The following is a 21139-nucleotide window of genomic DNA, read 5'->3' as shown; positions in this document are numbered from 1 at the left end:
GGTGCACGGCGATCCGATGAGTGGTGGTCCGGTGTACGGCGGTCCGACGCTCGGTGGTCGTGAGGGCGGCGCTCCTGCGAGTGGTGGTCCGCTCGTCTTCAAGGGCGCCACCGTGATCGACGGGAGCGGCGCCGACCGGTACCGGGCCGACGTCCGGACCGACCGGGGGATGATCACCGAGATCGGTCAGGGCCTGGCCGCCGCACGGGAGGTGGACGCCGACGGGCTGGTACTGGCCCCCGGGTTCATCGACATGCACGCCCACTCCGACCTCGCCCTGCTGCTCGAACCCGAGCACCCGGCCAAGGTCACCCAGGGCGTCACCTGCGAAGTCCTCGGCCAGGACGGCCTGTCCTACGCGCCGGTCGACGACACCACACTGCCGGCGCTGCGCCGCCAGATCGCCGGCTGGAACGGCGACCCGGAGGGCTTCGACTGGGACTGGCGGACGGTCGGGGAGTACCTGGACCGGCTGGACCGGACGGGTACGGGCATCAACGCCTGCTACCTCGTCCCGCACGGCACGCTGCGGATGCTCGCCGTGGGCTGGGAGAACCGGGCGCCGCGCCCGGCCGAACTCGACCGGATGCGCGCGCTGTTGGGGGAGGGCCTGCGGCAGGGGGCGGTCGGGATGTCGAGCGGGCTCACGTACACGCCGGGGATGTATGCCGGCACCGCCGAGCTGGTCGAGCTCTGCCGGGTGGTCGCGCAGTACGGAGGCTTCCACGCGCCGCACCAACGCTCCTACGGGGCTGGCGCGTTGGAGGGCTACGCGGAGATGGTGGAGATCGCCCGGCAGTCCGGCTGCCCCGTCCACCTGACCCACGCCACCATGAACTTCGGCGTCAACCAGGGGCGGGCCGGCGAACTCCTCGACCTGGTCGACCGGGCCCTTGCCGACGGCGTCGACCTCACCCTCGACAGCTACCCCTACCTGCCGGGATCCACCACCCTGGCCGCCCTGCTGCCCAGTTGGGCCACCGAGGGCGGCCCGCGGGCCACCCTGGCCCGGCTCGGCGAGCCGGACGCGCGCGAGCGGATCCGGTACGAGGTGGAGGAGAAGGGCAGTGACGGCTGCCACGGGGTGGTCACCGACTGGGCGACCATCCAGCTCTCCGGCGTCCGGAACCCCGCGCTGGCGGGGGCCGTCGGGCGGACGGTGGCCGAACTCGCCGCCGAGCGGCGGCAGAGCGGGACGGACGTCTTCCTCGACCTGCTGCGCCGGGACGAGCTCGCCACCACCATCCTCCAGCACGTCGGCCACGAGGAGAACGTCCGGGCGATCATGCGCCACCGCGTGCACACCGTCGGCAGCGACGGCCTGCTGGTCGGCGCCCGCCCGCACCCGCGGGCCTGGGGCACCTTCCCCCGCTACCTGGCCCGCTACAGCCGGGAGTCGGGGGTGCTCACGCTGGAGGAGACCATCGCCCGGATGACCGGCCGCCCCGCCGCCCGGCTCCGACTCGACCGGCGCGGCCTGATCGCCCCCGGCCACCACGCCGACCTGGTCCTCTTCGACCCGGAGAAGGTCCAGGACACCGCCACCTTCGAGCAGCCCCGGCGGCCCGCCGCGGGCATCGAGCACGTCTACGTCAACGGCACCGCCGTTGTCCGGCAGGGCCGCACCACGGGCGCCCGGCCCGGGCGCGCCCTGCGCCGAACCGACCGAGGGACCCGAGCCGCATGAGCCCCACGCCCGCCGTCCTCGCCCGCATGCGCGCCGTGCTGGCCGCTTCGCCCGTCATCGCCGTGGTCCGCGCCCCCCGGATACCCGACGCCGTCGCGCTCTGCGCCGCGCTCGCCGAGGGCGGCATCAATCTGACCGAATTCACCTACACCACACCGAATGTGACGGAACATCTGCGCCGCGCCGCGCGGGAGGGCTGGCGGGTCGGGGTCGGCACCGTGCTGACCGTGGAGCAGGCCGAGGGGGCCCTCGCCGCCGACGCCGCGTTCCTGGTCACCCCCGGACTCCGGCCCGACGTGGCCCAGCGCGCGCACGCCGCCAGGGTGCCGGTGGTGCTCGGCGCACTCACACCGACCGAGGTGGCGCAGGCGGTCGAACTCGGCGCCGCGGCCGTCAAGATCTTCCCGGCCCGGGCGTTCGGCCCCGGCTACTTCAAGGACCTGCGCGGCCCGTACCCGGACGTCCCGCTGGTCGCCTCCGGTGGCGTCAACGCGGGCAACGCCGCGGAGTTCCTGGCCCAGGGCGCCCTCGCGGTCTGCGCCGGGACGGATGTGGTGGCGCCGGACGTCGTCGCGGCCGGCGACTGGGCGGAGATCACCCGGCGGGCGAAGGCGTTCACCGAGGCGTGCGGGGCGGCCCGCTAGCGGTACGGCGCGTTCCGGTCAGGGGTGGTGCCGGTGGCGGGGGTGGGGCTTGGCCGGGTCGGCCGGGTCGGGCAGGGACAGGGGGAGGGGGAGGGCAGGGGCAGGGGCAGGGAGTGGTGGATGCGGGCTGTCGGGACGGCCGGGATTGGACGAGAATCGGTAGACCCGGCCCCCGGACCCGGCAGGAGGATCCACCCCATGACCTCGACCCGCCCCGGCCCCGACTGGCTGGCCGACGCCGTCCTCTACCAGATCTACCCGCAGACCTTCGCCGACTCCGACGGAGACGGCATCGGCGACTTCGCGGGCATCGCCGACCATCTCGATCACCTCGCCTGGCTCGGCGTCGACACGGTCTGGCTCAACCCCTGCTTCGCCTCGCCGTTCCGCGACGCCGGCTACGACATCAGCGACTACCTCGCCCCGGCCCCGCGCTACGGCACCACCGAGGACCTCGCGGCCCTCGCCGAGGCGGCGGCCCGACGGGGCATCCGGCTCCTGCTCGACCTCGTCGCCGGCCACACCTCCGACCGCCACCCCTGGTTCCTCGCCGCCGCCGAGGACCGGTCCGACCACCGCTACATCTGGTCCGACCGCCCGGTCGACGGCTTCGTCGCCTCGCCCGGCAGCCGCCCCGGCTGGTACCGGCCGAACTTCTTCGACTGCCAGCCCGCGCTCAACTTCGGCTACGCGCGCACCCGTTACGACGAGCCCTGGCGCCAGCCGGTCGACGCCGACGGCCCGCGCGCCAACCGCGCCGCTCTGCGCGAGATCATGGCTCACTGGCTCGGCCTCGGCGTGGCCGGCTTCCGCGTCGACATGGCCTCCTCGCTGGTCAAGGACGACCCCGGGTTCACCGAGACCGCCAAGCTCTGGACCGAACTGCGCGACTGGCTCGACCGGAGCCACCCGCAGGCCGCCCTGTTCGCCGAGTGGGGCGACCCGGCCACCGCCGTCGCCGCCGGCTTCCACGCCGACTTCTTCCTCCAGTTCGGCGGCGCCGACCGGGGCCTGCCGCTGCGCTCGCTCTGGAACAACAACGCCGGCACGGTGGAGGAGTACTGGAAGCAGGGCCCCTGCTACTTCGACGCCGAGGGCCTCGGCACCCCGCAGGTCTTCCTGGACGCCTGGCGCTCCGCCGCCGAACTCACCGAGGGCGCCGGGTACATCGCACTCCCCACCGCCAACCACGACTTCTCCCGGCTCGCCACCGGCCCGCGCACCGCCGAGCAACTCGCCGCCGCCTTCGCCCTCCTGCTCACCTGGCCCACCCTGCCCGCCGTCTACTACGGCGACGAGATCGGCATGCGCTACCTGCCGGACCTGCCCGACGTCGAGGGCAGCGTGCTCGGTCCGCAGTACAACCGGGCCGGCTCGCGCACGCCGATGCAGTGGGCGCCGGGCCCGAACGCCGGCTTCTCCACCGCACCGGCCGAGCGCCTGTACTTGCCCGTCGACCCCGACCCCCGCCGGCCCGACGTCGCCACCCAGCGGGCCGACCCGACCTCGCTGCTGCACACCGTCCGCCGGCTGATCGCGTTGCGCCGGGCCCACCCGGGGCTCGGTGCGGAGGGTGGAGTGGAGGTCCGGCACGCCGGGTACCCGCTGGTGTACACCCGGGCGGGCCGGTACCTGGTCGCCGTCAACCCGCGGCGGGAACCGGGCTCGGTGCCGCTCGGGTCGGTCGGTGCGGGAGCCGGGTCGGTGGCGGCGGGCCCTGGGTCGGTCGTTGCGCGGCCGCTGGACGTGCAGGGGGTGCGGGTGGCCGACGGGGAGCTGCGGGCGGAGGGCTTCTCGTACGGGGTGTTCGAGCTGGGCTGATGCCCGGGAGAGCGGGCCTTGGTCCGGGGGCGGGCCCGGGTGGCCGCAGACGTCGGCGGAGGCCGAGGAGGAGATGGAGGAGGCGGTCGCGGTCTGACCCCCCTCGCGGGAGGGCTTCACCCGGCTTCACCCGGCGCCAGGGGCGTCGGTGCCGGGTGGGGACTGGTGGTCCTCTGCTCGGTGGGGGAGTCGGCCGTCCAGCCAGGCTCTGAGCTCGGCGGTGTGCTCGCCCAGCCGGGGCGGGCGGCGCTCGTAGCGCGGAGGTGTGCGGGAGAGGCCGATCGGGTTGGCGACCAGGTCGAGCGGTTCACCGTCGTCGGTGCCGTCCGGGCCGGTCAGTGTGGTGCGCGGCTCCAGGCCCAGGGCGTCGGCGAGTCGGAAGGCGTCGGCGAGGTCGTTCACCGGTCCGCACGGCACACCGAGCGGGGTGAGGAGGGTGCACCACTCGGCGGCGGTCCGGTGCCGGAGGCGGGCGGTGAGTTCGGCGGCCAGCACGTCGATGTGGGCCACGCGGTCCGAGTTGGTGGCGAACCGGGGATCCGTGGCGAGCTGCGGCACGTCCAGCCCCCGGCAGAGTGCGGCGAACTGGCGGTCGTTGCCGACGGCGATCACCAGCGGCCGGTCGGCGGCGGTGAGCACCTCGTACGGCGCGATCGACGGGTGGCGGTTGCCGAGGATGCCCGGGACCACGCCGGCCAGGGTGTACCCGGCGGACTGGTTGACCAGGCTGGAGAGCAGCGTGGAGAGCAGGTTGACCTCCACCAACTGGCCCTCGCCGGTGGCGTCCCGCTCGCGCAGCGCGGCCAGCACCCCGACCGCGGCGTGCAGCCCGGCCAGCACGTCCACCAGGGCCACGCCCGTCTTCACCGGCTCGCCGGGCGCCGGTCCGGTCACGCTCATCAGCCCGCCGACGGCCTGCACCAGCAGGTCGTACCCCGGCAGTTCGGCGCCCGGGCCGGTGCCGAAACCGGTCACCGAGCAGTAGACCAGCCGGGGGTTGAGGGCCTTGCTCTCCTCGTAGCCGAGGCCGTGCTTCGCCATCGTGCCCGGGCGGAAGTTCTCCACCAGGACGTCCGCGCGGCGGACCAGTTCGACCGCGCGGGCGTGGTCGGCCGGGTCGCGCAGGTCGAGTGCGATCGAGCGCTTGTTGCGGTTGACGGAGAGGAAGTAGGTGGCCTCGCCCCCGACGTGCGGCGGGCCCCAGGCGCGGGTGTCGTCCCCGGTGCCCGGCCGTTCGACCTTGACCACGTCCGCGCCCAGGTCGGCGAGGAGCATCGTGGCGTACGGCGCCGCGAGGACGCGGCCGAAGTCGGCCACCAGGACGCCGGAGAGAGGGAGGTTCATGAGGTGCCTCCAGTGGTGGGGAGGGGGTGCATACGCGGAGGTACACGGTACGGGTGGTGGGGACCGCCCGGGCCGGCGTCTCGCCGTACCGCCCGGCGCGGGAGGCGGTGGTCGCCGCGCCGCTGCCTGCCTGGTGAGCACCATCGCTCTCCCTCTCGCTCGTCCGGTTTTCCTGTCGTTCGGCTTTGTGTCGCCCGGCTGCGTGTCGCCGGGCGTTGTGTCGCCGGGCCCGGTGCTGTCGCCCGGCCGGTCCGTCGGGTGCGGATCATTCTGTGCGGCCGGGGGCAGCCGGCGCAGTCGACGCGATGTCTCGTGGAGTGCCAGGGCCGGATGGACGTTTCGTCTGGCGGGGTCCGTGGTGCCGTGTTCCCCGGACGGCGGTGGCCCGAGCGGGGGATCTCGTGGTGGCGCGGCGGCGCAATGCGGGTGGCAGGGGCGGTGTGCGTGCTCTGCTGACAGGTGCGCGCTAAGCCCACCCCCGTTCGGTTCTGAGTTCGAGTACGACTCCGAGTTCGACGTCGAGTTCGAGGAGACACCCATGACCCGCCCGCCCCGCCGGCTTGCCGGCCTGCTCGGTACCGCCGCCTCCACAGCCCTCGCCCTGCTGGTGGCCACCCCGGCCGTCGCTGTCGCGCCGCCGCTCTCGCAGCCCCGGATCATCGCCCACTTCAACCTGGACCTGGGCCTCCAACCGGAGAACATCGCCCTCGAACCGGACGGCTCGGCAGACCTCACCTTCTCCTTCGCCCGCAAGATCGGCCGGGTCGACCGGGCCGGAAACCTCACCGAGCTGGCCGTCCTGCCCGCGCCCGCACAGCCGGCCACCCCGCTGATCGGTGCGGCCGTGGTGACCGGCATCGCCCGCGCCCACGACGGAACCCTTTACTTCGCCTACGCCACCGGCACCGAGGACCTCACCGGCATCTGGCGCCTCTGCCCCGGCGGCACCCCGGAACGCATCTCCGCCCTCCCCGTCACCAGCTTCCCCAACGGCCTCGCCCTCGACGAGCGCTCTGGCCTGCTCTACACCGCCGATTCGGCTCTCGGGGTCGTCTACGCCACCCCTCTGAAGGGCGGGGCCTCGACGGTCTGGTCCGACGACGCGCTGCTCAAGCCCCACGGTGGTTTCGGCGCCAACGGTCTCAAGGTGCACCACCACGCCGTCTGGGTCGGCAACACCGACACCGGCAACCTGCTGCGCATCCCGATCGACGGTGACGGCACCGCCGGGCCGGCCGAGACCCGCGCGACCGGCATGGTCGGCATCGACGACTTCGCCTTCCTGGGGCACAGCAACAACGTGATCGCCGCGATCAACGGCACGAGCGAGGCCGTCTACATCGCCGGGGACGGCAGCCACCACACCGTCCTCACCGGGCAGGACGGCCTCTCCAACCCGACCTCGGTGGCCGTCCGCGGCGACACCGTGTATGTCCCGAGCGCGGCTTACCTCACCCGGACCGACCCCAACCTGCTCCTCGCGACGTTGGAGCGGTAGCCGGTAGCCGGTAGCCGGTAGCCGGTAGCCGGTAGCCGGCTGCGGCTGCGGCTGCGGATTCGCATGCGGTCGCGGTGAGCCGGTGGACCCGGGTGGGGGAATCGGCCTCGCTCGGGCCACCGGTGGGGCCCCGGTGGATGGGGCGCAGGGGTGCAGGGGTGCAGGTGGGGGGCGGTGAGTCGGTGTGACCCGTGGGGGGCTGTGCTGAGGACGCGTTCACCGCCGCTCAACCAGGTTGTGGGATAGGTAAGTTCGATGCTGTCCACCCAGGTGGCCGGCTGGTCCGGGCTGCTGCGGCCGGCCAGTACCCACAGGCCGGGGCCCCGCCGGCCCACGAGCCAGACGACCGGGAAGCTCCAGAGCATCGGCGGGCCGGCGGTGGAGAGAGAGGTGGAGAGGGGTGTGCAGACGCCGACGGCGGGGGAGAGATACGTGAATCTGAGGGAGACATAGGCCCAGAGATTCGTGTCGCGCCTGAACCGGGGGCGTGACGTGACGCTCGGGGCCAGGGCGCGGGGAAACGTACGAGAGTGAGTTTCCAGGGGCAAGGGGGTCACGGCTGTCTGCGTTGTACGCTGCCGGAAACACTCGGCAGGACGGTGATCGGGGAGGGCCCGCCATTGACCACCACCGGGAGTAAGACCCCGCTGCTCAGTGCCGTCCTCGCCCCGCTCACCGACCTCGGCCGGGCCGATGCCGTCGCCCGCCGGATCACCGAGGCGATCGCCCTCGGCCTGGTCGCCGACGGCGACCAACTGCCCAGCGAGAACGACCTCGCCGACCAACTCGGCGTCGCCAACGGAACCCTGCGCGAGGCGCTCGCCCTGCTCCGCGACGCCGGACTGATCGAGACCCGGCGCGGCCGCAACGGCGGCAGCTTCGTCCGCACCCCGGCGGAAGGATCGGACCGTCTCCAGCTCGCCCGGCTGCGCGAACTCGGCACCGTCGAGTTGCGCGACCTGGGGGACGAGGAGCTGGCAGTCGCCGGAACCGCTGCCCGGCTCGCCGCCGAACGCGCGCCCGCCGACCTGGCCGGCCGTCTCACCCGGCTGGTCACCGCGCTGCGGGAGGCCCGCACCCCCGCCGAGCTGCGTCGTGCCGATGCCCGCTTCCACATCGAACTCGCGGTCGCCGCCCAGTCGGCGCGCCTCACCCGGCTCGCCGTCCGGCTCCAGGCCGAACTCGGGCCGCTGCTCTGGCTGCCGGCGCCCTACGTGCCCGACCGGGAGCGGTTCGCCGAACAGCACCGGGAGATCCTGGTCGCGGTGGTTGCCGGGGACGGGCCCGGCGCCCGCGCGGCGGCGGAGGCGCACACCGTCGCGTGCGTGCACCACCTGGTGCGGGGCCACCTGGAGCTGACGGACTCGACGCGGGTTCCTCGGCCGGCGTCCTCGACCTTCCTGGCGGAGCGGTCATGAGCGTGTCGGCCTGGTCCCCAGCCTGGTCCCCGGCCGGGGTGGCCTTCCGGCTGGGCGTGCCGGGCCGGATGCGCGTTTGACCTTCGACCTCGGAGGTATCCCGTCCGGCTGTGGCTGTGGCTGTGGCTGTGTCGGCGGTGCCGTCAGTGGCGGTGGGGAGGTGCTCAGGTGCGACGGGGTGGCCGGGTGAAGCAGCAGTCGCCGCATACTCCCGCGCCCGGGCCCACGCGGTAGTAGAGGCAGCAGCTGTTCCGCCGGAAGCCGGTGTCGTCCAGGATCCCGGCGCCGGCCAGCGGCGGCCGGTCGAGCAGCCCCGCGGCCAGTGCCCTGGCCCGGCCGGGAGCCGTGTGGGGGCCGAGCATGCGCAACGCGCCCGCGAGTGCGGATGCGGCGTTGCCCTGGAGGAGCCGCTCCGAGAGCGGCACCGTGGCCCGGACGGCGGCGGCAAGCGGCGCCAACTGGCCTTGGACGAGAGCTCGGTGGAGGCGTTGGGTCAGGGCTTCTTTGTCGTCGGCCCGCGTGTCCTCCGACCGGGGCTCGTACGGCGTCCAGAGATCGATCGGCCCCTGCTCCGGCACGCGTACGAATGCACTGCCGGGGTCCAAGGAGGGGACCACGCCGAGCAGGACGGCTGCGCCGAGGCTCACCGAGCAGAACCGGGCGGCCAGTCCGAGGTGCAGGATCGAGGCCGCCACCCGGGGTTCGCCGGTGCCGAGCCGTCGCGCGACCTCCCGCACGCGTGCGGGGAGCAACCCGTCCGGCCCCTCCGCGTAGAGCTCGTGCAGCGGCCGGAAGCCGGGAGGCGGCGTGTCGGTGGGCGCGGTGGCGGCGTTCAGCGCGAAGTACGGGCCGACGGTGGCGAGTCGGCTGTAGTCGGGAGGGGTGGTGGTCATCGGGTGGCCGCCGGGTCCGTCGGGCCCGCCACCGGGTCCGCTGTGGGGCCCGCTGTGGGGCCCGCTGTGACGCCTGCGCCGGACCGAGGGCGGGCGGCGCGGAAGGTGCGGCCGGCGGTCGGGCGGTGGTGGGGCATCGGGCGGTCCTTCGGGTCGGGCGGGTCGGGCGGTCGGCCCCGTACGTGACGTTGTCGTTGTCGGTACCGACGAACGGTACCGCGCCCCCGCGGCCCGGGATCGGGACGCCCCTCGACCCGGGTTGTGACCGCGCCGCACCATTGGTGACGGTGGTGCCGCCGCTGTCCGGGAGTCGTGACAGAGGGCGAGGGTGCATGTCCGGTGCCGGCGAAGCGACCTGAGGTTCAATCAGCACTCCGTCTGTGGTGGGGGGATGTGATTGTCCCGGGGAGGATCCCGGCCTCCCCCGGGAGCTGGGCCCGAGGAATCCGGTGGGCGCCGCGCCATAGGCTCGGCGCATGCGTTCCGAAATCCCGGCGTCGGACGGCCGGTCCACTTCGGCTGTCCCTCCCCACCAGCCGGCCTCGCCCCGGCCGGCCCCGCCCCGGTCGACCCCGGATCGACCGGCCCTGGATCGGCCGGCTCTGACCGGGCCCCCCGCCGCCGTTGCGGCGCGGCTTCGCCGGCCGCTGTCCGCCGTCGCGGCGCTCGGCATGCTGGCGCCGGTGGTGCTGGCGCACCCGGGCCAGCGTGCGGCCGCGTTGCTCGTCGCCGCGATGGCCGCGCTCGCGGCGGCGGTGGCGCTCCTGCGGTGGCCGTCCCGCGGGGTGACGCCGGCGGCCGCGGCGGGTGCCGTCGCGGTCGCCTCGCTGGTGCTGGATGCGGGCTACTCGGGTCCGTACCGCCTCGCCGCGTTCTGGCTGCCGTTCGAGTGGCTTGCGCTGCTGGTGCTGCTCGGCCGGGCGGCGCGGCGGGTGCCCGGCCGGTGGGCGGGGCCGGTCGGGGTGGCGGTCGGCCTGGCCGTGCTGTTGGTGCCGCTGCGCTTCACCCTCCGGGTACCCCAGGCGGGTTGGACCGGTTCGCTCGTCGCCCTGCTGCTCTCGCTCCTTCCGGCAGTCGGTGTGGCCGGAGCCGGCCTCTACCTGCGGGCCCTGGACGCCCGCCGGGAGCGGGCAGTGGCCGGCGCCCGCCGCGAGCAGCGACTCGAAGTGGCCCGGGGACTGCACGACTTCGTCGCCCACGAGATCACCGGCATCGTGCTGGAGGCCCAGGCCGGCCAGCTGCCCGGCCTGGACGCAATGGAGGCGGCCGCCCTGCTGCGCCGACTGGAGGAGGCCGGTCTGCGGGCGCTGGACTCGATGGACGCGATGGTGGGCGCGCTGCGCGACCCGCAGGCGGACGAGGTGGCGGAGGGTCGGGCGGTCGGGGCCACCCGGGTGCACGGGCTGGCCGACCTGCCGGAGTTGGGCGGGCGCTTCTCGGGGAGCGGTTCGACCCTGGCCGCCGTCGAGCTGGCGCCGGAGGCCACCGGGCTTCTGTCGCGCGAGGCCGAGGCCACTGCGTACGCGGTCGTGCTGGAGGGGCTGACCAATGTGCGGCGGCATGCGCCCGGTGCGGCGGAGGCGATCGTGCGGGTGGCGGTTGTGGGCGGCCCGGTCGGGTCGGCCGGTCCGGGTGGGCCCCACGACTCGGGTGGTTCGCGTGATGGGGGCGGGCTTGCGGCGGTGGCGCTCCGGTCGGTGGTGGTGTCGGTGACGGACGACGGTGGGCGCGGGGGTGGTCCGAAGGGGCTGCTGCGGCGGCTCCCGGGCAGCGGCGGTACCGGACTGGCCGGCCTGGCCGAGCGGGTGGGCGCCCACGGCGGGACACTCGTCGCGGGTCCGCACCGGCCGTCGGGCTGGCGGATCAGCTGCGAGCTGCCGGTGCGGTAGTTGCAGCTGCGGGAGCCGGTGGGGAGCCGGTGGGGTGGTCGGTCGGTAGGCCGTTCGGCTTCCCCGGGAGGACCCTTCCCATGACTGCCACACCGGCTGTGCCGGACACGCCCGTCCGCCGGGTGCTTGCCACCGTGGTCGCGCTGGTCGCCCTCGCTGCGCTGGTGGCCGTCACCGGTTGCGCGAAGGCCGACGAAGCCACCCCGGAGGACAAGACCTTCGGCTATCACGGCACCACTCTCGACGTTGTCTCGCTCCACCACGTTCCGACCGATCTGGTGGTGGCGGACCGTCAGGACATCAAGGTCATCCGCTGGTTCAGGGCGGACGTCATCGGAAAGCAGAGAAGCAGCTGGGCGTTGGATGACGACACCCTCACGCTGGAAGCGAGTTGTAGCGGAATCGCCAACTGTGACGCCCGGTTCCGCGTCGAAGTCCCGCCGCACATAACCGTGCTGCGCGACGGAGCTCAAGGGCGACACCGCCTGAGCCGCTGGGCGACGCGGGGTGGGGGGCGGTGCGGGGCGTGCGAGACTGCTCCCCGTGACGAGTCCCCATTCGGAGCGCAGCCCGAGGAGCCCGGCGTCTGCTGCGGCGCGTGCAGCGCTGCCCGCTGCGGTGCCGCCAGGGGTCGCGTCCGCGACGGTGATCGGCGCGGAGCCGCCGGAGGCCGCCCAGGCTCCGATCCGCACGCTGATCGCGGACGACCAGGAGGCGGTCCGCCGGAGTGTGCGGCGGATCCTGGAGGCGCAGCCCGACATCACCGTGGTCGGCGAGGCAGCCGACGGCGCCGCCGCGCTCGAACTCGCCGGGCAGCTGCGCCCGGACGTCGCGCTCGTCGACATCCGGATGCCCCGGATGGACGGCCTGGAGCTGACCCGACGGCTGGCCGGGCCGGGTGCCGTCACACCGGTGCGGGTGGTGGTGCTGACCACCTTCGACCTCGACGAGTACGTCTACCCGGCTCTTCAGCACGGGGCGTCGGGCTTCCTGCTGAAGCGGTCCGGGCCCGCCCTGCTGGCCGAGGCGGTCCGGGCGGCGGCGGGCGGGGAGAGCCTGATCAGCCCGTCCGTCACGGTCCGGCTGCTGAAGCACGTGACGGCGCCCCGGCGTCCGGAGAGCCGTCGTGGTCTCGTCGTGCCGCTCACCGAACGGGAGGTGGAGGTCGCCGGTCACGTCGCAGCGGGCCGGACCAACGCGGACATCGCCGCCGAGCTGTTCATCTCACCGGGCACGGTGAAGACGCACGTCGCCAGCATCCAGCGGAAGCTGGGCGTGCAGAACCGGGTCGGCATTGCCGTGCACGCCTGGGAGATGGGGTACGCGTATCCGACCGCGTAGTGGCGCTGTGTCCCTCGCACGTTGCCCGGCCGTTCGGCGGGGAGGGCGGGGGATGCGGGGGAGGGCGGGGGATACGGGGGGAGCGCGGGGGATGGGGGGAGGGGTGGGCACGGGGAACCTGCGAGGCGGGGGTGGCCTCCGGACATCGTGTCCTCCGGCCTCACAGTTCGATCGTCGACCGAGGTACCAGCGGCAGACCCTGATCCGTCTCGATCTGTCGCCACTGCCTCCTGCGGTCGAACTCCCTCATCTACCTCGCAGGTCCACCTCCATGATGCTCCTCCCGTGCCGGTTGCACCAGAGTCTTCCGGTGCGAAATCGGGCAAAGTGTGCAGGTCGGGCGCGGGGCGGGAGGGCGCGAGGTCGGGAGACCGGCCCGAGGGGATGTCCGGCGGATGTCCGGGGCTGCTCGGAGGCTCCTCGGGCGCTGGTGAGGAGGGACGGCCGCTAGCGCAGGGCGTCCTTGCGCAGGAACCGCTTCAGCCGCTGCCACGTCCAGGTGTTGATCACGTCCTCGGTGGTCAGCCAGGCCCGCTGGGCGGTGCCGATGCCGTAGCGCGGGTAGGCGAGGTGGCCGGTGGCGTGGGCATCGCTGTCGATCGAGAACTTCACTCCGTAGCGCTTCGCCCGCAGCGCGTCCTCGTCGCGGAGGTCGAGCCGTTGCGGTGAGCTGTTGATCTCGATCGCGGTGCCGGTACGGGCAGCGGCCTCGAAGACCGCGTCGAGATCGACGTCGATCGGCCCGCGCCGGCCGATCCGGCGGGTGGTGAGGTGGCCGATGATGTGAACGTACGGGTTCTCGCAGGCGCGGATCAGCCGACGGGTCTGGGTGGCCCGGTCGGCACCGAAGTGCGAGTGGACGGAGGCCACGCAGACGTCGAAGCCGGCCAGGAACTCGGCGGGCCAGTCCACTCCGCCGTCCGGGCCGATGTTGAGCTCGGTGCCGTGCAGCAGGCGCATCCGCCGGTGCCGGCCGGCGAGTTTGCGCAGCTGATCGCGCTGGGCGAGCATCTTCTCGTCGGTCATCCGCTGCATGACCAGGTCGGGTGCGTGGTCGGTCACGGCGTAGTACGCGTAGCCGCGGGCGGCCGCCGTGTCGATCATCTCCTCCAGGGTGGCCAGCCCGTCGGTGAGGTTGGTGTGCGAGTGCAGGTCACCGCGGAGGTCCGCCTCGGTGACCAGCTCCGGCAGTTCGCCGCGCAGCGCCGCCTCGACCTCACCCCGGTCCTCGCGCAGCGGCGGCGCGATCCACGGCAGCCCGAGCGCCGCGTAGACCTCCTCCTCGGTCGCCGACGCCACCTTCGCGCCGCCCGCGCCGGCGCCCGCGCCACGGTCGCCGGTGCCGGTGCCGGTGCCGCTGTCGGCCTGCTCCGCGTCCTCGGCTTCCTCGGTGTTCTCGGCTTCGAACAGCCCGTACTCGGAGAGCTTCAGGCCGGCCCGGACGGCCATGGTGCGGAGCTTGATGTTGTGGGCTTTGGAGCCGGTGAAGTAGACCAGCGCCGCACCCCAGTCCTCCTCCGGCACCACCCGTAGGTCCACCTGGAGGCCCTTGGTCGTGCGCACCGAGGTCTTGGTCGGGCCGCGCACGATCACCTCGGCCACGTAGGGGAGTTCGGTGAGTGCGGCCATCAGCGGCGCGGAGTCCTCGGCGGTGGCCAGCACGTCGATGTCGCCGACGGTTTCGCGCATCCGGCGCAGCGAACCCGCGTACGCGCAGCGGGTGCAGCCCGGCACGGCCGCGATCGCCGCGACGATCTGATCGGCCTGCTCGGTGGCCGCGTCGAGCAGCGTCCGCCCGCCGGACTGCCGCATCATCTCGATGCCGTGCAGGATCTTGTCGCCGCTGCGTTCGCCGAACCCGGCCACCCCGCTCAGCCGGTCCGCGCGGATCGCCTCGGCGAGCTGGTCGACCGAGGCGATGCCGAGATCGCGGTAGAGGGCGAGGGCGCGTTTGGGGCCCACGCTGGGGACGGCCATCATCTCGCGCACCCCGGGCGGGATCGCGGCGCGCAACGTCTCCAGCGCCTCCATCCGGCCGGTGGCGAGGTACTGGGCGACCTTCTCGGCGGTGGACTTCCCGACGCCGGGGATCTGCTGGAGGCCCTTGGCGTCCAGCCCGGCGACGTCCTCCGGGTAACCGCCCACGGCGCGGGCGGCCTTCTCGTAGGCGCGGGCCCGGAAGGCGTCCCCGCCGGTGATCGAGATCAGGTCGGCGTACTCCTGGAGCAGCTCCTGGACCTGGTCGTTGAGCCGGGTCATGGGGTCAGTCTAGGTTCGGCGGTCGGATCGGGCCGGGTGGCCGGGTGGCCGGGTGGCCGGGTGGGTGGGCGCCGGACGGCATTCCGGGCAGGCGGCGCTCCGACGGCGCGCCGGGGGGGGATCCGGCGGACCGGACCCGCCGGTCGGCCGGGTGGTACCCGCCGACCGGCGGGGTGCGGTGGCCGATTTGCGTCCATGAGCCGGATTGTCACCCGGGTGGCGGAGGCGCAGGCTTGGCGCAGGGGCCCGGAGAGCGGCCCCGTCCGGCCTGCTGCGCCTCCGGCGGTGGCGGCCGGTGACGTACGAGGGGCAGGGCGATGGCACGCGGGAAGCTCTGGGGCTATGTCGCGTCGGGGGGTGCCCGGGTACTCGGTGGGCTGGGCGCTTTCGGCGGACTCGGCGGACTCGGCGGCCCGGGCGGCTCCGGGGCCGCCGGGCGCGGCGGCGGCCGGGACGGTGGATTCGGGAGCGGTTCGGACGGTGCCGCTGACGCGGGCGGGTTCGGTGGCGCCGGCTCCGGCTGGGCGGGCGGTCCGGGGCGGCCGCCGGGGGAGATGGCCGCACCGCGGGCACTCAGCAGGCCCGAACTGGAGCGGGTGCGGTGGACGGAGCGTACGGAGGGCTGCGATCCGCAGGCACAGCACGTCCAGGTGGCCGAGGTGGTGCAGAGGGTGCTGCGGGGCGGCGGCCGGGCGGCGTCGGTCTCGGTGCGGATACCGGCCGGCCTGCCGGTGGTGGCCGTGGACGCCCGGCGGCTGGAGTCCGCGCTGGCGGGGCTGGTCGACCATGCGATCCGGCGCAGCCCGGCGGGGGACCGGGTGCTGGTCCGGGTCGACGCGGTGTCCGGCCGGAGGGCTTCGGGCGGTTGGGGCGGCGTCGGAGGCGCGCGCGGTCCGGGTGGGTCGGGCACCGTGGCGCGGGCCGTTCGTGGCCGGGAGCCGGGGCCGGCCGGTGCGGCGTCGGACCGGGCCCGGGTGGAGCTGAGGGTGGTGGACCGCGGGCCCTGTGAACTTCCGGAGGCCCGTGAGTGGCTGCTCGCCGGAGTGCGCCCGGACGGTCCGGTGGGCCCGGCCGGCTACGGGCTGATCCGCGCGGCCGGCGGGCAGCTGGCGGTGGAGCCGACCCCGGGCGGCGGCATCACCGTGGTCCTGATCCTGGCGGTGGCCGGCGACTGAGCGCAACGGACGGCCACCCCGCGGTATCGGGCGGCCCGGCCCGGCATCCGGAAGATCGCCAAGACTTCTTTGCAAATAACCCTTTGCAAAGAAGTGCTTGCGGTTCTAATCTGCTGCCATGACCGAGGAGCAGAAGTGGCCGCACGGCCCGGATCCGCAGACCGATGTCGTCGTCCTCGACGCCAAGGGCCTGCGGGCCCTCGCCCACCCCGTGCGCGTGCAACTGGTCGGGCTGCTGCGCCGGCACGGACCGTCCACGGCGACCAGGCTCGCCGAGCGGATGGGGCTGACGTCGGGCGCGACCAGCTACCACCTGCGCCAGCTGGCGGCCGCCGGCTTCGTCGCGGAGGACACCGAGCGCGGCAACGCCCGTGAGCGGTGGTGGAAGCCGCTCCACCAGATGACCTGGTTCGCCGACCGGGACTTGGCCGACGAGGAGCCCGGGGCCGCGTTCGCCTATCTGCGGTCGGTCGTCGCCGCCAACGCGCTGACCACCCAGCGTGCGCTGAACTCCTTCGAGACGATGCCGCGGGAGTGGCGGCACGCCTTCGACTTCAGCGACTGGTCGCTGCGGCTGACGCCGGATGAGGCGCGCCGCCTCGCCGAGGAGGTGGCGGAGGTGGTCGCCCGCTACCGCTGGGCCGCGGGGCCCGAGTCCGGTGCCGGGTCCGGTGCCGGGGCCGGCTCGGAGGCCGAGGCGGTGCCGGAGGGGGCCGAGCGGGTCGCGGTGGTGTTCCAGGTCCTGCCCGACCCCGCGGGCGAGCCGGAGGCGGACGAAGCGGAGGGGCGGAGGTGAGCGCCGTCCCCGATGCGCCTCCCCGGTCCGCCGCTCCGCGCACGGTCCGGCCGCTGGCCGGGGTGCTCGGGGCGATGGCGATCTCCCTGACCGGGACGCGGGTCTCGGCGATCGCCCTGCCCTGGTTCGTCCTCGCCACCACCGGCAGCGCCACCATGACGGGTGTCGTCGCCTTCGTCGAGATGACGCCCTACGTCCTGGTCAAGGCGCTGGCCGGGCCGGTCATCGACCGGCTGGGCCCGAGGGTCATCTCCTGGACGACGGATGCGGTGAGCGCCGTTGCCGCGGGCATGATCCCGTTGCTGCACGGCCTCGGGGTGCTTCCGTTCTGGCTGCTGCTGGTCATGGTCGGGCTGGTCGGAGCGGTCCGCGGCCCGGGGGACCTGGCCAAGGAGGTGATGGTCCCCGAGGCGGCCGACCGTGCCCGCATCCCGTTGGAGCGGGCCACCGGGCTCTCCGGGGTCACCGAGCGGCTTGCCTCCACGGTCGGCCCGGCGATCGGCGGCGGGCTGATCGCGCTGCTCGGCCCGATGGCCGGTCTGACGGTCAACGCGGTCGCGTTCGCCCTCGGCTCGCTCGTCATCGCGCTCGTACTGCCGCGCGGCATGGGCCGGGCGGCCACCACCCCGCAGCCGACGGGGGAGAACGCGCCGGAGCAGGAGGCTGGCTACTGGCGGATGTTCCGGGAGGGCTTCACCTTCGTGCGCAGCGAGCCGCTGATGCTCACCGTAATCGTGATGATCGGTGTGACCAACCTGCTGGACGCCGGGTTCATGACGGTCCTGGTGCCGGTCTGGGCGCAGGAGTCCGGCGGCGGCCCGGCGGCCATCGGCCTGACCGGCAGCGCCTGGGGGATCGCCGCGGTCGGCGGCAGCCTGACAGCGGCGGCGTTCGCCCACCGGCTCCCGCGCCGGATCGTCTTCTTCACCGGCTTCCTGCTCTGCGGGGCGCCGAGGTTCCTGGTCCTCGCCATGGACGCACCGATGGGCGTCGTGCTCGCCGTCTTCGTGGTGGGCGGGTTCGGCTCCGGCTTCCTCAACCCGATCCTCGGCGCGATGCTGTTCGAACGGGTGCCGCGCCACCTGCTCGGCCGTGTCGGCGCCCTCGGTGACTCCCTGGCCTGGGCCGGCATCCCCCTCGGTGGTCTCCTCGCCGGCGCCGCCGTCGCCCTCACCGGCCTGATACCCGTGCTGTTCGTCTGCGGTGGCCTGTACTTCGCGACCACCACGCTCGCCGGACTCCGCCCGGAGTGGCGGGAGATGGACCGCCTGCGCGGCCACGGCCCGGCGGGCGAGGTGCCGGAACCCACGCGGTCGGCGGCCTCGGCCTGACGCCGTTCGTCCGGACGTCGGGCTCACCCGGAACGGACGCTGACCGGGCGCGTCCACCACGCCACGACGGACGCTGACCACCACGCGCCACCACGCCACGACGGACGCTGACCAGCGCGTCCACCCGCCCATCACGGACGCTGACCGGGCGCGCCCAGCATGCCCGGCACGGAGGATCCCGTGGGCGCCGGCCGAGGGTGTTTCGCCCGGGGAACGTGCGGACACCGATTGCCGGTCAGTTGCCCGTTGACTTGCCGATGACGGCTGCGGCGATCTCCTACTGTCCGTCAAGTGACCGGAGAAAATAAATCGTGTCGGGTGATCGAGCAAGAACTCTGTGACATCTGGGCGGGCGTCCTCGGCGTCACGGCCCAGCCGCACGACGATTTCTTCGATCTGGGCGGGAATTCGCTCAAGGTGGTCGATGTCGTCATCGCTGCACGGCAGCGCGGAATATCCGTGCGGAGCTCGGCGGTGTTCCGGAATCCCACACCGGCCCGGCTCGCCGAAAGCCTGACGGTTGGCGGCGTCGGATCCGTTGATCCGCCGGCCGGGATTCCGGTCCCGGCCGTGCTGACGGACTCCGCCCCCGCGCCTGACTCCGTCAGCACGCCGGCCCCCGCCCCGGCGTCGGCGTCCGCCCCCGCGTCCGCCCTCGTGCCGGCCCCAGCCGCCGTGTCAGCCCCCACCCCCACCCCCGCCCCCGTACACGGCGCGCCGGCCCTGGCCGTGCTCGTCGCGGACGGTGTCGGGGAGCCGCTGTTCCTCGTCCTCTCGGAGCAGTTCTCCGACCTCGAGCGCGAGGCCGCGCGGGGCTGGGAGACCGGGCGCCCGGTGTACACGCTGTCGCTGGAGCACGACCCGGGCGCCGACCCGGCTGCCGAGCCGTGGACGGCGACCGTCCCCGAGCTGGCCGAGCGGTTCGTCGGCGAGCTGCTGGCCGTCCAGCCGGCGGGCCCGTTCCACCTGGCCGGTGTCGGCAGCGGCGCCGTGCTCGCCTTCGAGCTGGCGCGTCAACTGCGCGCGCACGCACGGGAGGTGGACCGGGTGGTGCTGATCAAGCCGCCCGCCCTGCCCGGCTCGCCGGTCGACTTCGACCTCGCGCTGCGCCGCCGGCTGGCCCTGGTGGTGAAGCGGTTCGGCCTCGGCGGCGAGGAGGACGCGGAGCAGGTACTCGCCCTGCTGAGCCGGGAGGGCTGGTACGGCGCGGACACCGGGGCGGCCGACCTGGCGCGGCTCCAGCGGGTGGCGGCCGGCCTCGCGTGGGCGCTGAGCCGCTACCGCCCGGAGGCCTGCGACGTCCCCGTCGTCCTGCTCCAGGACGAGAAGGAGGCCGACGCAGCCGAGCTGCTCTGGGGCCGGGCGGCCGCGGACCTGCGACCGCACTGGTTCGACTACGGCGTCGAATGGTTCGGGCCGTTGCTCGCCGATCCCAGGGTGGCTGACGTCATCAAGGCGGAGTTGCTGACATGACGTACGAGCAGCGCCTGCCGAACGGCCTGGTGGTGCGGTGCCTCAACCGCCATGAGGCCGAGTATCTGTACAAGGAGATCTTCGAGGACGGGGTCTACCTGCCGCCGGACGGCGAACCGCTCCCGGACGACCCGGTCATCGTCGATGTCGGGGCCAATATAGGGATGTTCGCGCTGTTCGCCGCGCAGCAGTGGCCGACCGCCCGGATATTCTCCTTCGAGCCCGCTCCGGAGGTCTTCCGGTTGCTTTCCGGCAATGTCGCGGGGCTTTCCAACGTCACGGCTCTCAACCAGGCCGTCGGCTCCGTTGCGGAGCGGCGTGAGCTGACCTTCTACCCGCAGTACACGATGATGTCCGGATTCGACGCGGATCCTGCCGAGGACAAGGAACTGGTCCGCTCCTACATCAGGAATGTCGCCGCCGGCCTCGACGACGAGGAGCGCCGCGCGGTGTTGGTCGAGGAGACCGAGGAGATCCTGGCCGGCCGCTTCGAGGAGGTCCGGAAGGTCTCGTGCGAGGTGGTGCGGCTCGACGAGACGGCGACGAGCCTCGGCATCGACCGCATCGACTTCCTGAAGATCGATGTCGAGGGTTTCGAGCTGGAGGTGCTGCGCGGCATCGGCGAGGAGCTGTGGCCGAGGATCCGGCTGGCGGCCGTCGAGGTCGAGGGGGAAGGCCGGCTGGCCGCGGCCGTCGACCTGTTCACCGTCCACGGCATGACGACCACGGTGGAACAGCCCGAGGAGTACCGCGGCACCGATGTCCACACGTTGTTCGCGCGGAGGAACTCATGAGGGGAACGCTGGTCAACCGGAAGTGGGTCATCAGGCCGCGCCCGGTGGCCGAGCCGGACGTGCGGGTGATCTGCTTCCCGCACATCGGTGCCGGGGCCTCGATCTACAACGAGTGGGCCGACCGGCTCCCGGCCGGCGCCGAGCTGTGCGCCGTCCGGTTCCCCGGGAGGGAGAACCGGCTGGACGAGCCGCCGATCGAGGAGATGCCGGAGCTCCTGGAGACGTTGGGCAGCGTCCTGGCACCGGTGACGCAGGGACGGTTCGTGCTGTTCGGGCACTGCTCCGGCAGCCTGGTGGCCTTCGAGTTCGCGCGCTGGCTGCGCGCGCAGGGCCGGCCGCAGCCGGAGCTCCTGGTCGTCTCGTCGATCGAGGCGCCGGCCGTGCGCTCGATCGAGTCCCCGCTCCATCTGCTGCCCCGTGAGGAACTCTTCGAACAGGTGGCGTCGTTCGGCGGCGTGGCGCCGGGGGTCCTCGGCGACCCCGACCTGATGGAGATGTTCGAACCCGTGCTGCGGGCGGACTACCGGCTGATCGAACGGGCCCCGTACGCCCCCGGGCTGCCGCTGGACGTCCCGATCGCCGTCGCCGGCGGCATGCACGACCACTTCGTGACCTACGAGTCCATGGCGGCCTGGCGCTGGGAGACCACCCGGCCGTTCTCGCTGCACATGTACCCGACCAGCCACTTCGTGCTGGACGAGGCGTCGGAGCTGGTCTCCGCCCTGCTGCGCGGTGCGCCGGCGGCGGGCGCGGGACCGACCGGCTGACCGACGCCG

Annotated in this window: 16 protein-coding genes and 1 pseudogene; 14 read left to right on the top strand and 3 right to left on the bottom strand. The window is 73.8% G+C overall.

The features are described from left to right. The first annotated feature begins 16 nt into the window (after positions 1-16). From ACZ5WK_RS29130 to ACZ5WK_RS29120, 3 genes are all read left to right on the top strand, one after another. Positions 17-1687 (top strand): N-acyl-D-amino-acid deacylase family protein, encoded by a 1671-nt coding sequence (locus tag ACZ5WK_RS29130; protein WP_465551656.1) that lies wholly within the window; start codon positions 17-19, stop codon positions 1685-1687. After that, complete coding sequence (locus tag ACZ5WK_RS29125) at positions 1684-2331, top strand: bifunctional 4-hydroxy-2-oxoglutarate aldolase/2-dehydro-3-deoxy-phosphogluconate aldolase (RefSeq protein WP_465551654.1); 648 nt, start codon at positions 1684-1686, stop codon at positions 2329-2331. The genes ACZ5WK_RS29130 and ACZ5WK_RS29125 overlap by 4 nt, the downstream gene beginning before the upstream one ends. Before the next feature lie 198 nt (positions 2332-2529). Further along, entirely contained in the window at positions 2530-4152 is a 1623-nt protein-coding gene (locus ACZ5WK_RS29120) for an alpha-amylase family glycosyl hydrolase (protein WP_465551652.1), read from the top strand. 126 nt (positions 4153-4278) lie between these two features. On the opposite strand, the gene ACZ5WK_RS29115 is transcribed toward ACZ5WK_RS29120, so the two are convergent. Continuing rightward, positions 4279-5496 carry a CaiB/BaiF CoA transferase family protein gene (locus ACZ5WK_RS29115; protein ID WP_465551650.1) on the bottom strand — a complete coding sequence of 406 codons (1218 nt, stop codon included), beginning with the start codon at positions 5494-5496 and terminating at the stop codon, positions 4279-4281. Positions 5497-6034: 538 nt separating this feature from the next. On the opposite strand from ACZ5WK_RS29115, the gene ACZ5WK_RS29110 reads away from it, so the two are divergent. After that, positions 6035-6994: an NHL repeat-containing protein gene (locus tag ACZ5WK_RS29110; RefSeq protein ID WP_465551649.1), complete on the top strand. Its 960-nt coding sequence runs from the start codon at positions 6035-6037 to the stop codon at positions 6992-6994. A gap of 620 nt (positions 6995-7614) precedes the next feature. Continuing rightward, positions 7615-8412 (top strand): FadR/GntR family transcriptional regulator, encoded by a 798-nt coding sequence (locus tag ACZ5WK_RS29105; protein ID WP_465551648.1) that lies wholly within the window; start codon positions 7615-7617, stop codon positions 8410-8412. A gap of 164 nt (positions 8413-8576) precedes the next feature. Here ACZ5WK_RS29105 and ACZ5WK_RS29100 read toward each other — a convergent pair whose 3' ends face one another. Beyond that, positions 8577-9305, bottom strand: coding sequence for an IucA/IucC family C-terminal-domain containing protein (locus tag ACZ5WK_RS29100; protein WP_465551647.1), 729 nt, complete (start codon positions 9303-9305; stop codon positions 8577-8579). Positions 9306-9988: 683 nt separating this feature from the next. Between ACZ5WK_RS29100 and ACZ5WK_RS29095 the strand changes: the two genes are divergently transcribed. Then, positions 9989-11194, top strand: coding sequence for a sensor histidine kinase (locus ACZ5WK_RS29095; RefSeq protein WP_465551645.1), 1206 nt, complete (start codon positions 9989-9991; stop codon positions 11192-11194). Between the two features lie 684 nt (positions 11195-11878). Beyond that, positions 11879-12535: a response regulator gene (locus ACZ5WK_RS29090; protein WP_465551722.1), complete on the top strand. Its 657-nt coding sequence runs from the start codon at positions 11879-11881 to the stop codon at positions 12533-12535. Positions 12536-12982: 447 nt separating this feature from the next. On the opposite strand, the gene ACZ5WK_RS29085 is transcribed toward ACZ5WK_RS29090, so the two are convergent. After that, on the bottom strand, positions 12983-14794 hold the full coding sequence (locus ACZ5WK_RS29085; protein WP_465551643.1) for a helix-hairpin-helix domain-containing protein: 1812 nt from the start codon (positions 14792-14794) through the stop codon (positions 12983-12985). A gap of 554 nt (positions 14795-15348) precedes the next feature. Here ACZ5WK_RS29085 and ACZ5WK_RS29080 point away from each other — a divergent pair. The 7 genes and pseudogenes from ACZ5WK_RS29080 (at position 15349) to ACZ5WK_RS29050 (ending at position 21130) form a co-directional block, all read left to right on the top strand. After that, positions 15349-15969 carry a histidine kinase gene (locus ACZ5WK_RS29080; protein WP_465551641.1) on the top strand — a complete coding sequence of 207 codons (621 nt, stop codon included), beginning with the start codon at positions 15349-15351 and terminating at the stop codon, positions 15967-15969. A gap of 118 nt (positions 15970-16087) precedes the next feature. After that, positions 16088-16765 (top strand): ArsR/SmtB family transcription factor, encoded by a 678-nt coding sequence (locus ACZ5WK_RS29075; RefSeq protein WP_465551639.1) that lies wholly within the window; start codon positions 16088-16090, stop codon positions 16763-16765. Continuing rightward, positions 16762-18096, top strand: coding sequence for an MFS transporter (locus ACZ5WK_RS29070; protein ID WP_465551637.1), 1335 nt, complete (start codon positions 16762-16764; stop codon positions 18094-18096). Before ACZ5WK_RS29075 ends, ACZ5WK_RS29070 begins: the two co-directional genes overlap by 4 nt. 291 nt (positions 18097-18387) lie before the next feature. Continuing rightward, positions 18388-18594, top strand: a pseudogene (locus tag ACZ5WK_RS29065) (acyl carrier protein); the annotation flags it as partial. A gap of 177 nt (positions 18595-18771) precedes the next feature. Beyond that, the gene (locus ACZ5WK_RS29060) at positions 18772-19569 is read left to right on the top strand and encodes a thioesterase domain-containing protein (RefSeq protein WP_465551720.1); all 798 of its coding nucleotides are present in this window, start codon (positions 18772-18774) and stop codon (positions 19567-19569) included. Beyond that, positions 19566-20363, top strand: a complete 798-nt coding sequence (locus ACZ5WK_RS29055; RefSeq protein ID WP_465551635.1) for an FkbM family methyltransferase — start codon at positions 19566-19568, stop codon at positions 20361-20363. The genes ACZ5WK_RS29060 and ACZ5WK_RS29055 overlap by 4 nt, the downstream gene beginning before the upstream one ends. Then, positions 20360-21130: a thioesterase II family protein gene (locus tag ACZ5WK_RS29050; protein WP_465551633.1), complete on the top strand. Its 771-nt coding sequence runs from the start codon at positions 20360-20362 to the stop codon at positions 21128-21130. The genes ACZ5WK_RS29055 and ACZ5WK_RS29050 overlap by 4 nt, the downstream gene beginning before the upstream one ends. The last annotated feature ends 9 nt before the right edge of the window (positions 21131-21139 follow it).

Source organism: Kitasatospora sp. NPDC032757 (genome assembly GCF_055579305.1).
The sequence above is the reverse complement of the archived record's forward strand: the minus strand, read 5'-3'. Positions and strand labels throughout refer to the sequence as shown.

What these genes read in the sequence shown, in the direction of transcription:
- ACZ5WK_RS29125 (WP_465551654.1), top strand. Translation starts at nt 1,684, where the DNA reads ATGAGCCCCACGCCCGCCGTCCTCGCCCGCATGCGCGCCGTGCTGGCC.
- ACZ5WK_RS29075 (WP_465551639.1), top strand. Translation starts at nt 16,088, where the DNA reads ATGACCGAGGAGCAGAAGTGGCCGCACGGCCCGGATCCGCAGACCGAT.
- ACZ5WK_RS29115 (WP_465551650.1), bottom strand. Translation starts at nt 5,496, where the DNA reads ATGAACCTCCCTCTCTCCGGCGTCCTGGTGGCCGACTTCGGCCGCGTC.
- ACZ5WK_RS29130 (WP_465551656.1), top strand. Translation starts at nt 17, where the DNA reads ATGAGTGGTGGTCCGGTGTACGGCGGTCCGACGCTCGGTGGTCGTGAG.
- ACZ5WK_RS29100 (WP_465551647.1), bottom strand. Translation starts at nt 9,305, where the DNA reads ATGACCACCACCCCTCCCGACTACAGCCGACTCGCCACCGTCGGCCCG.
- ACZ5WK_RS29050 (WP_465551633.1), top strand. Translation starts at nt 20,360, where the DNA reads ATGAGGGGAACGCTGGTCAACCGGAAGTGGGTCATCAGGCCGCGCCCG.
- ACZ5WK_RS29080 (WP_465551641.1), top strand. Translation starts at nt 15,349, where the DNA reads ATGGCCGCACCGCGGGCACTCAGCAGGCCCGAACTGGAGCGGGTGCGG.
- ACZ5WK_RS29120 (WP_465551652.1), top strand. Translation starts at nt 2,530, where the DNA reads ATGACCTCGACCCGCCCCGGCCCCGACTGGCTGGCCGACGCCGTCCTC.
- ACZ5WK_RS29110 (WP_465551649.1), top strand. Translation starts at nt 6,035, where the DNA reads ATGACCCGCCCGCCCCGCCGGCTTGCCGGCCTGCTCGGTACCGCCGCC.
- ACZ5WK_RS29085 (WP_465551643.1), bottom strand. Translation starts at nt 14,794, where the DNA reads ATGACCCGGCTCAACGACCAGGTCCAGGAGCTGCTCCAGGAGTACGCC.
- ACZ5WK_RS29055 (WP_465551635.1), top strand. Translation starts at nt 19,566, where the DNA reads ATGACGTACGAGCAGCGCCTGCCGAACGGCCTGGTGGTGCGGTGCCTC.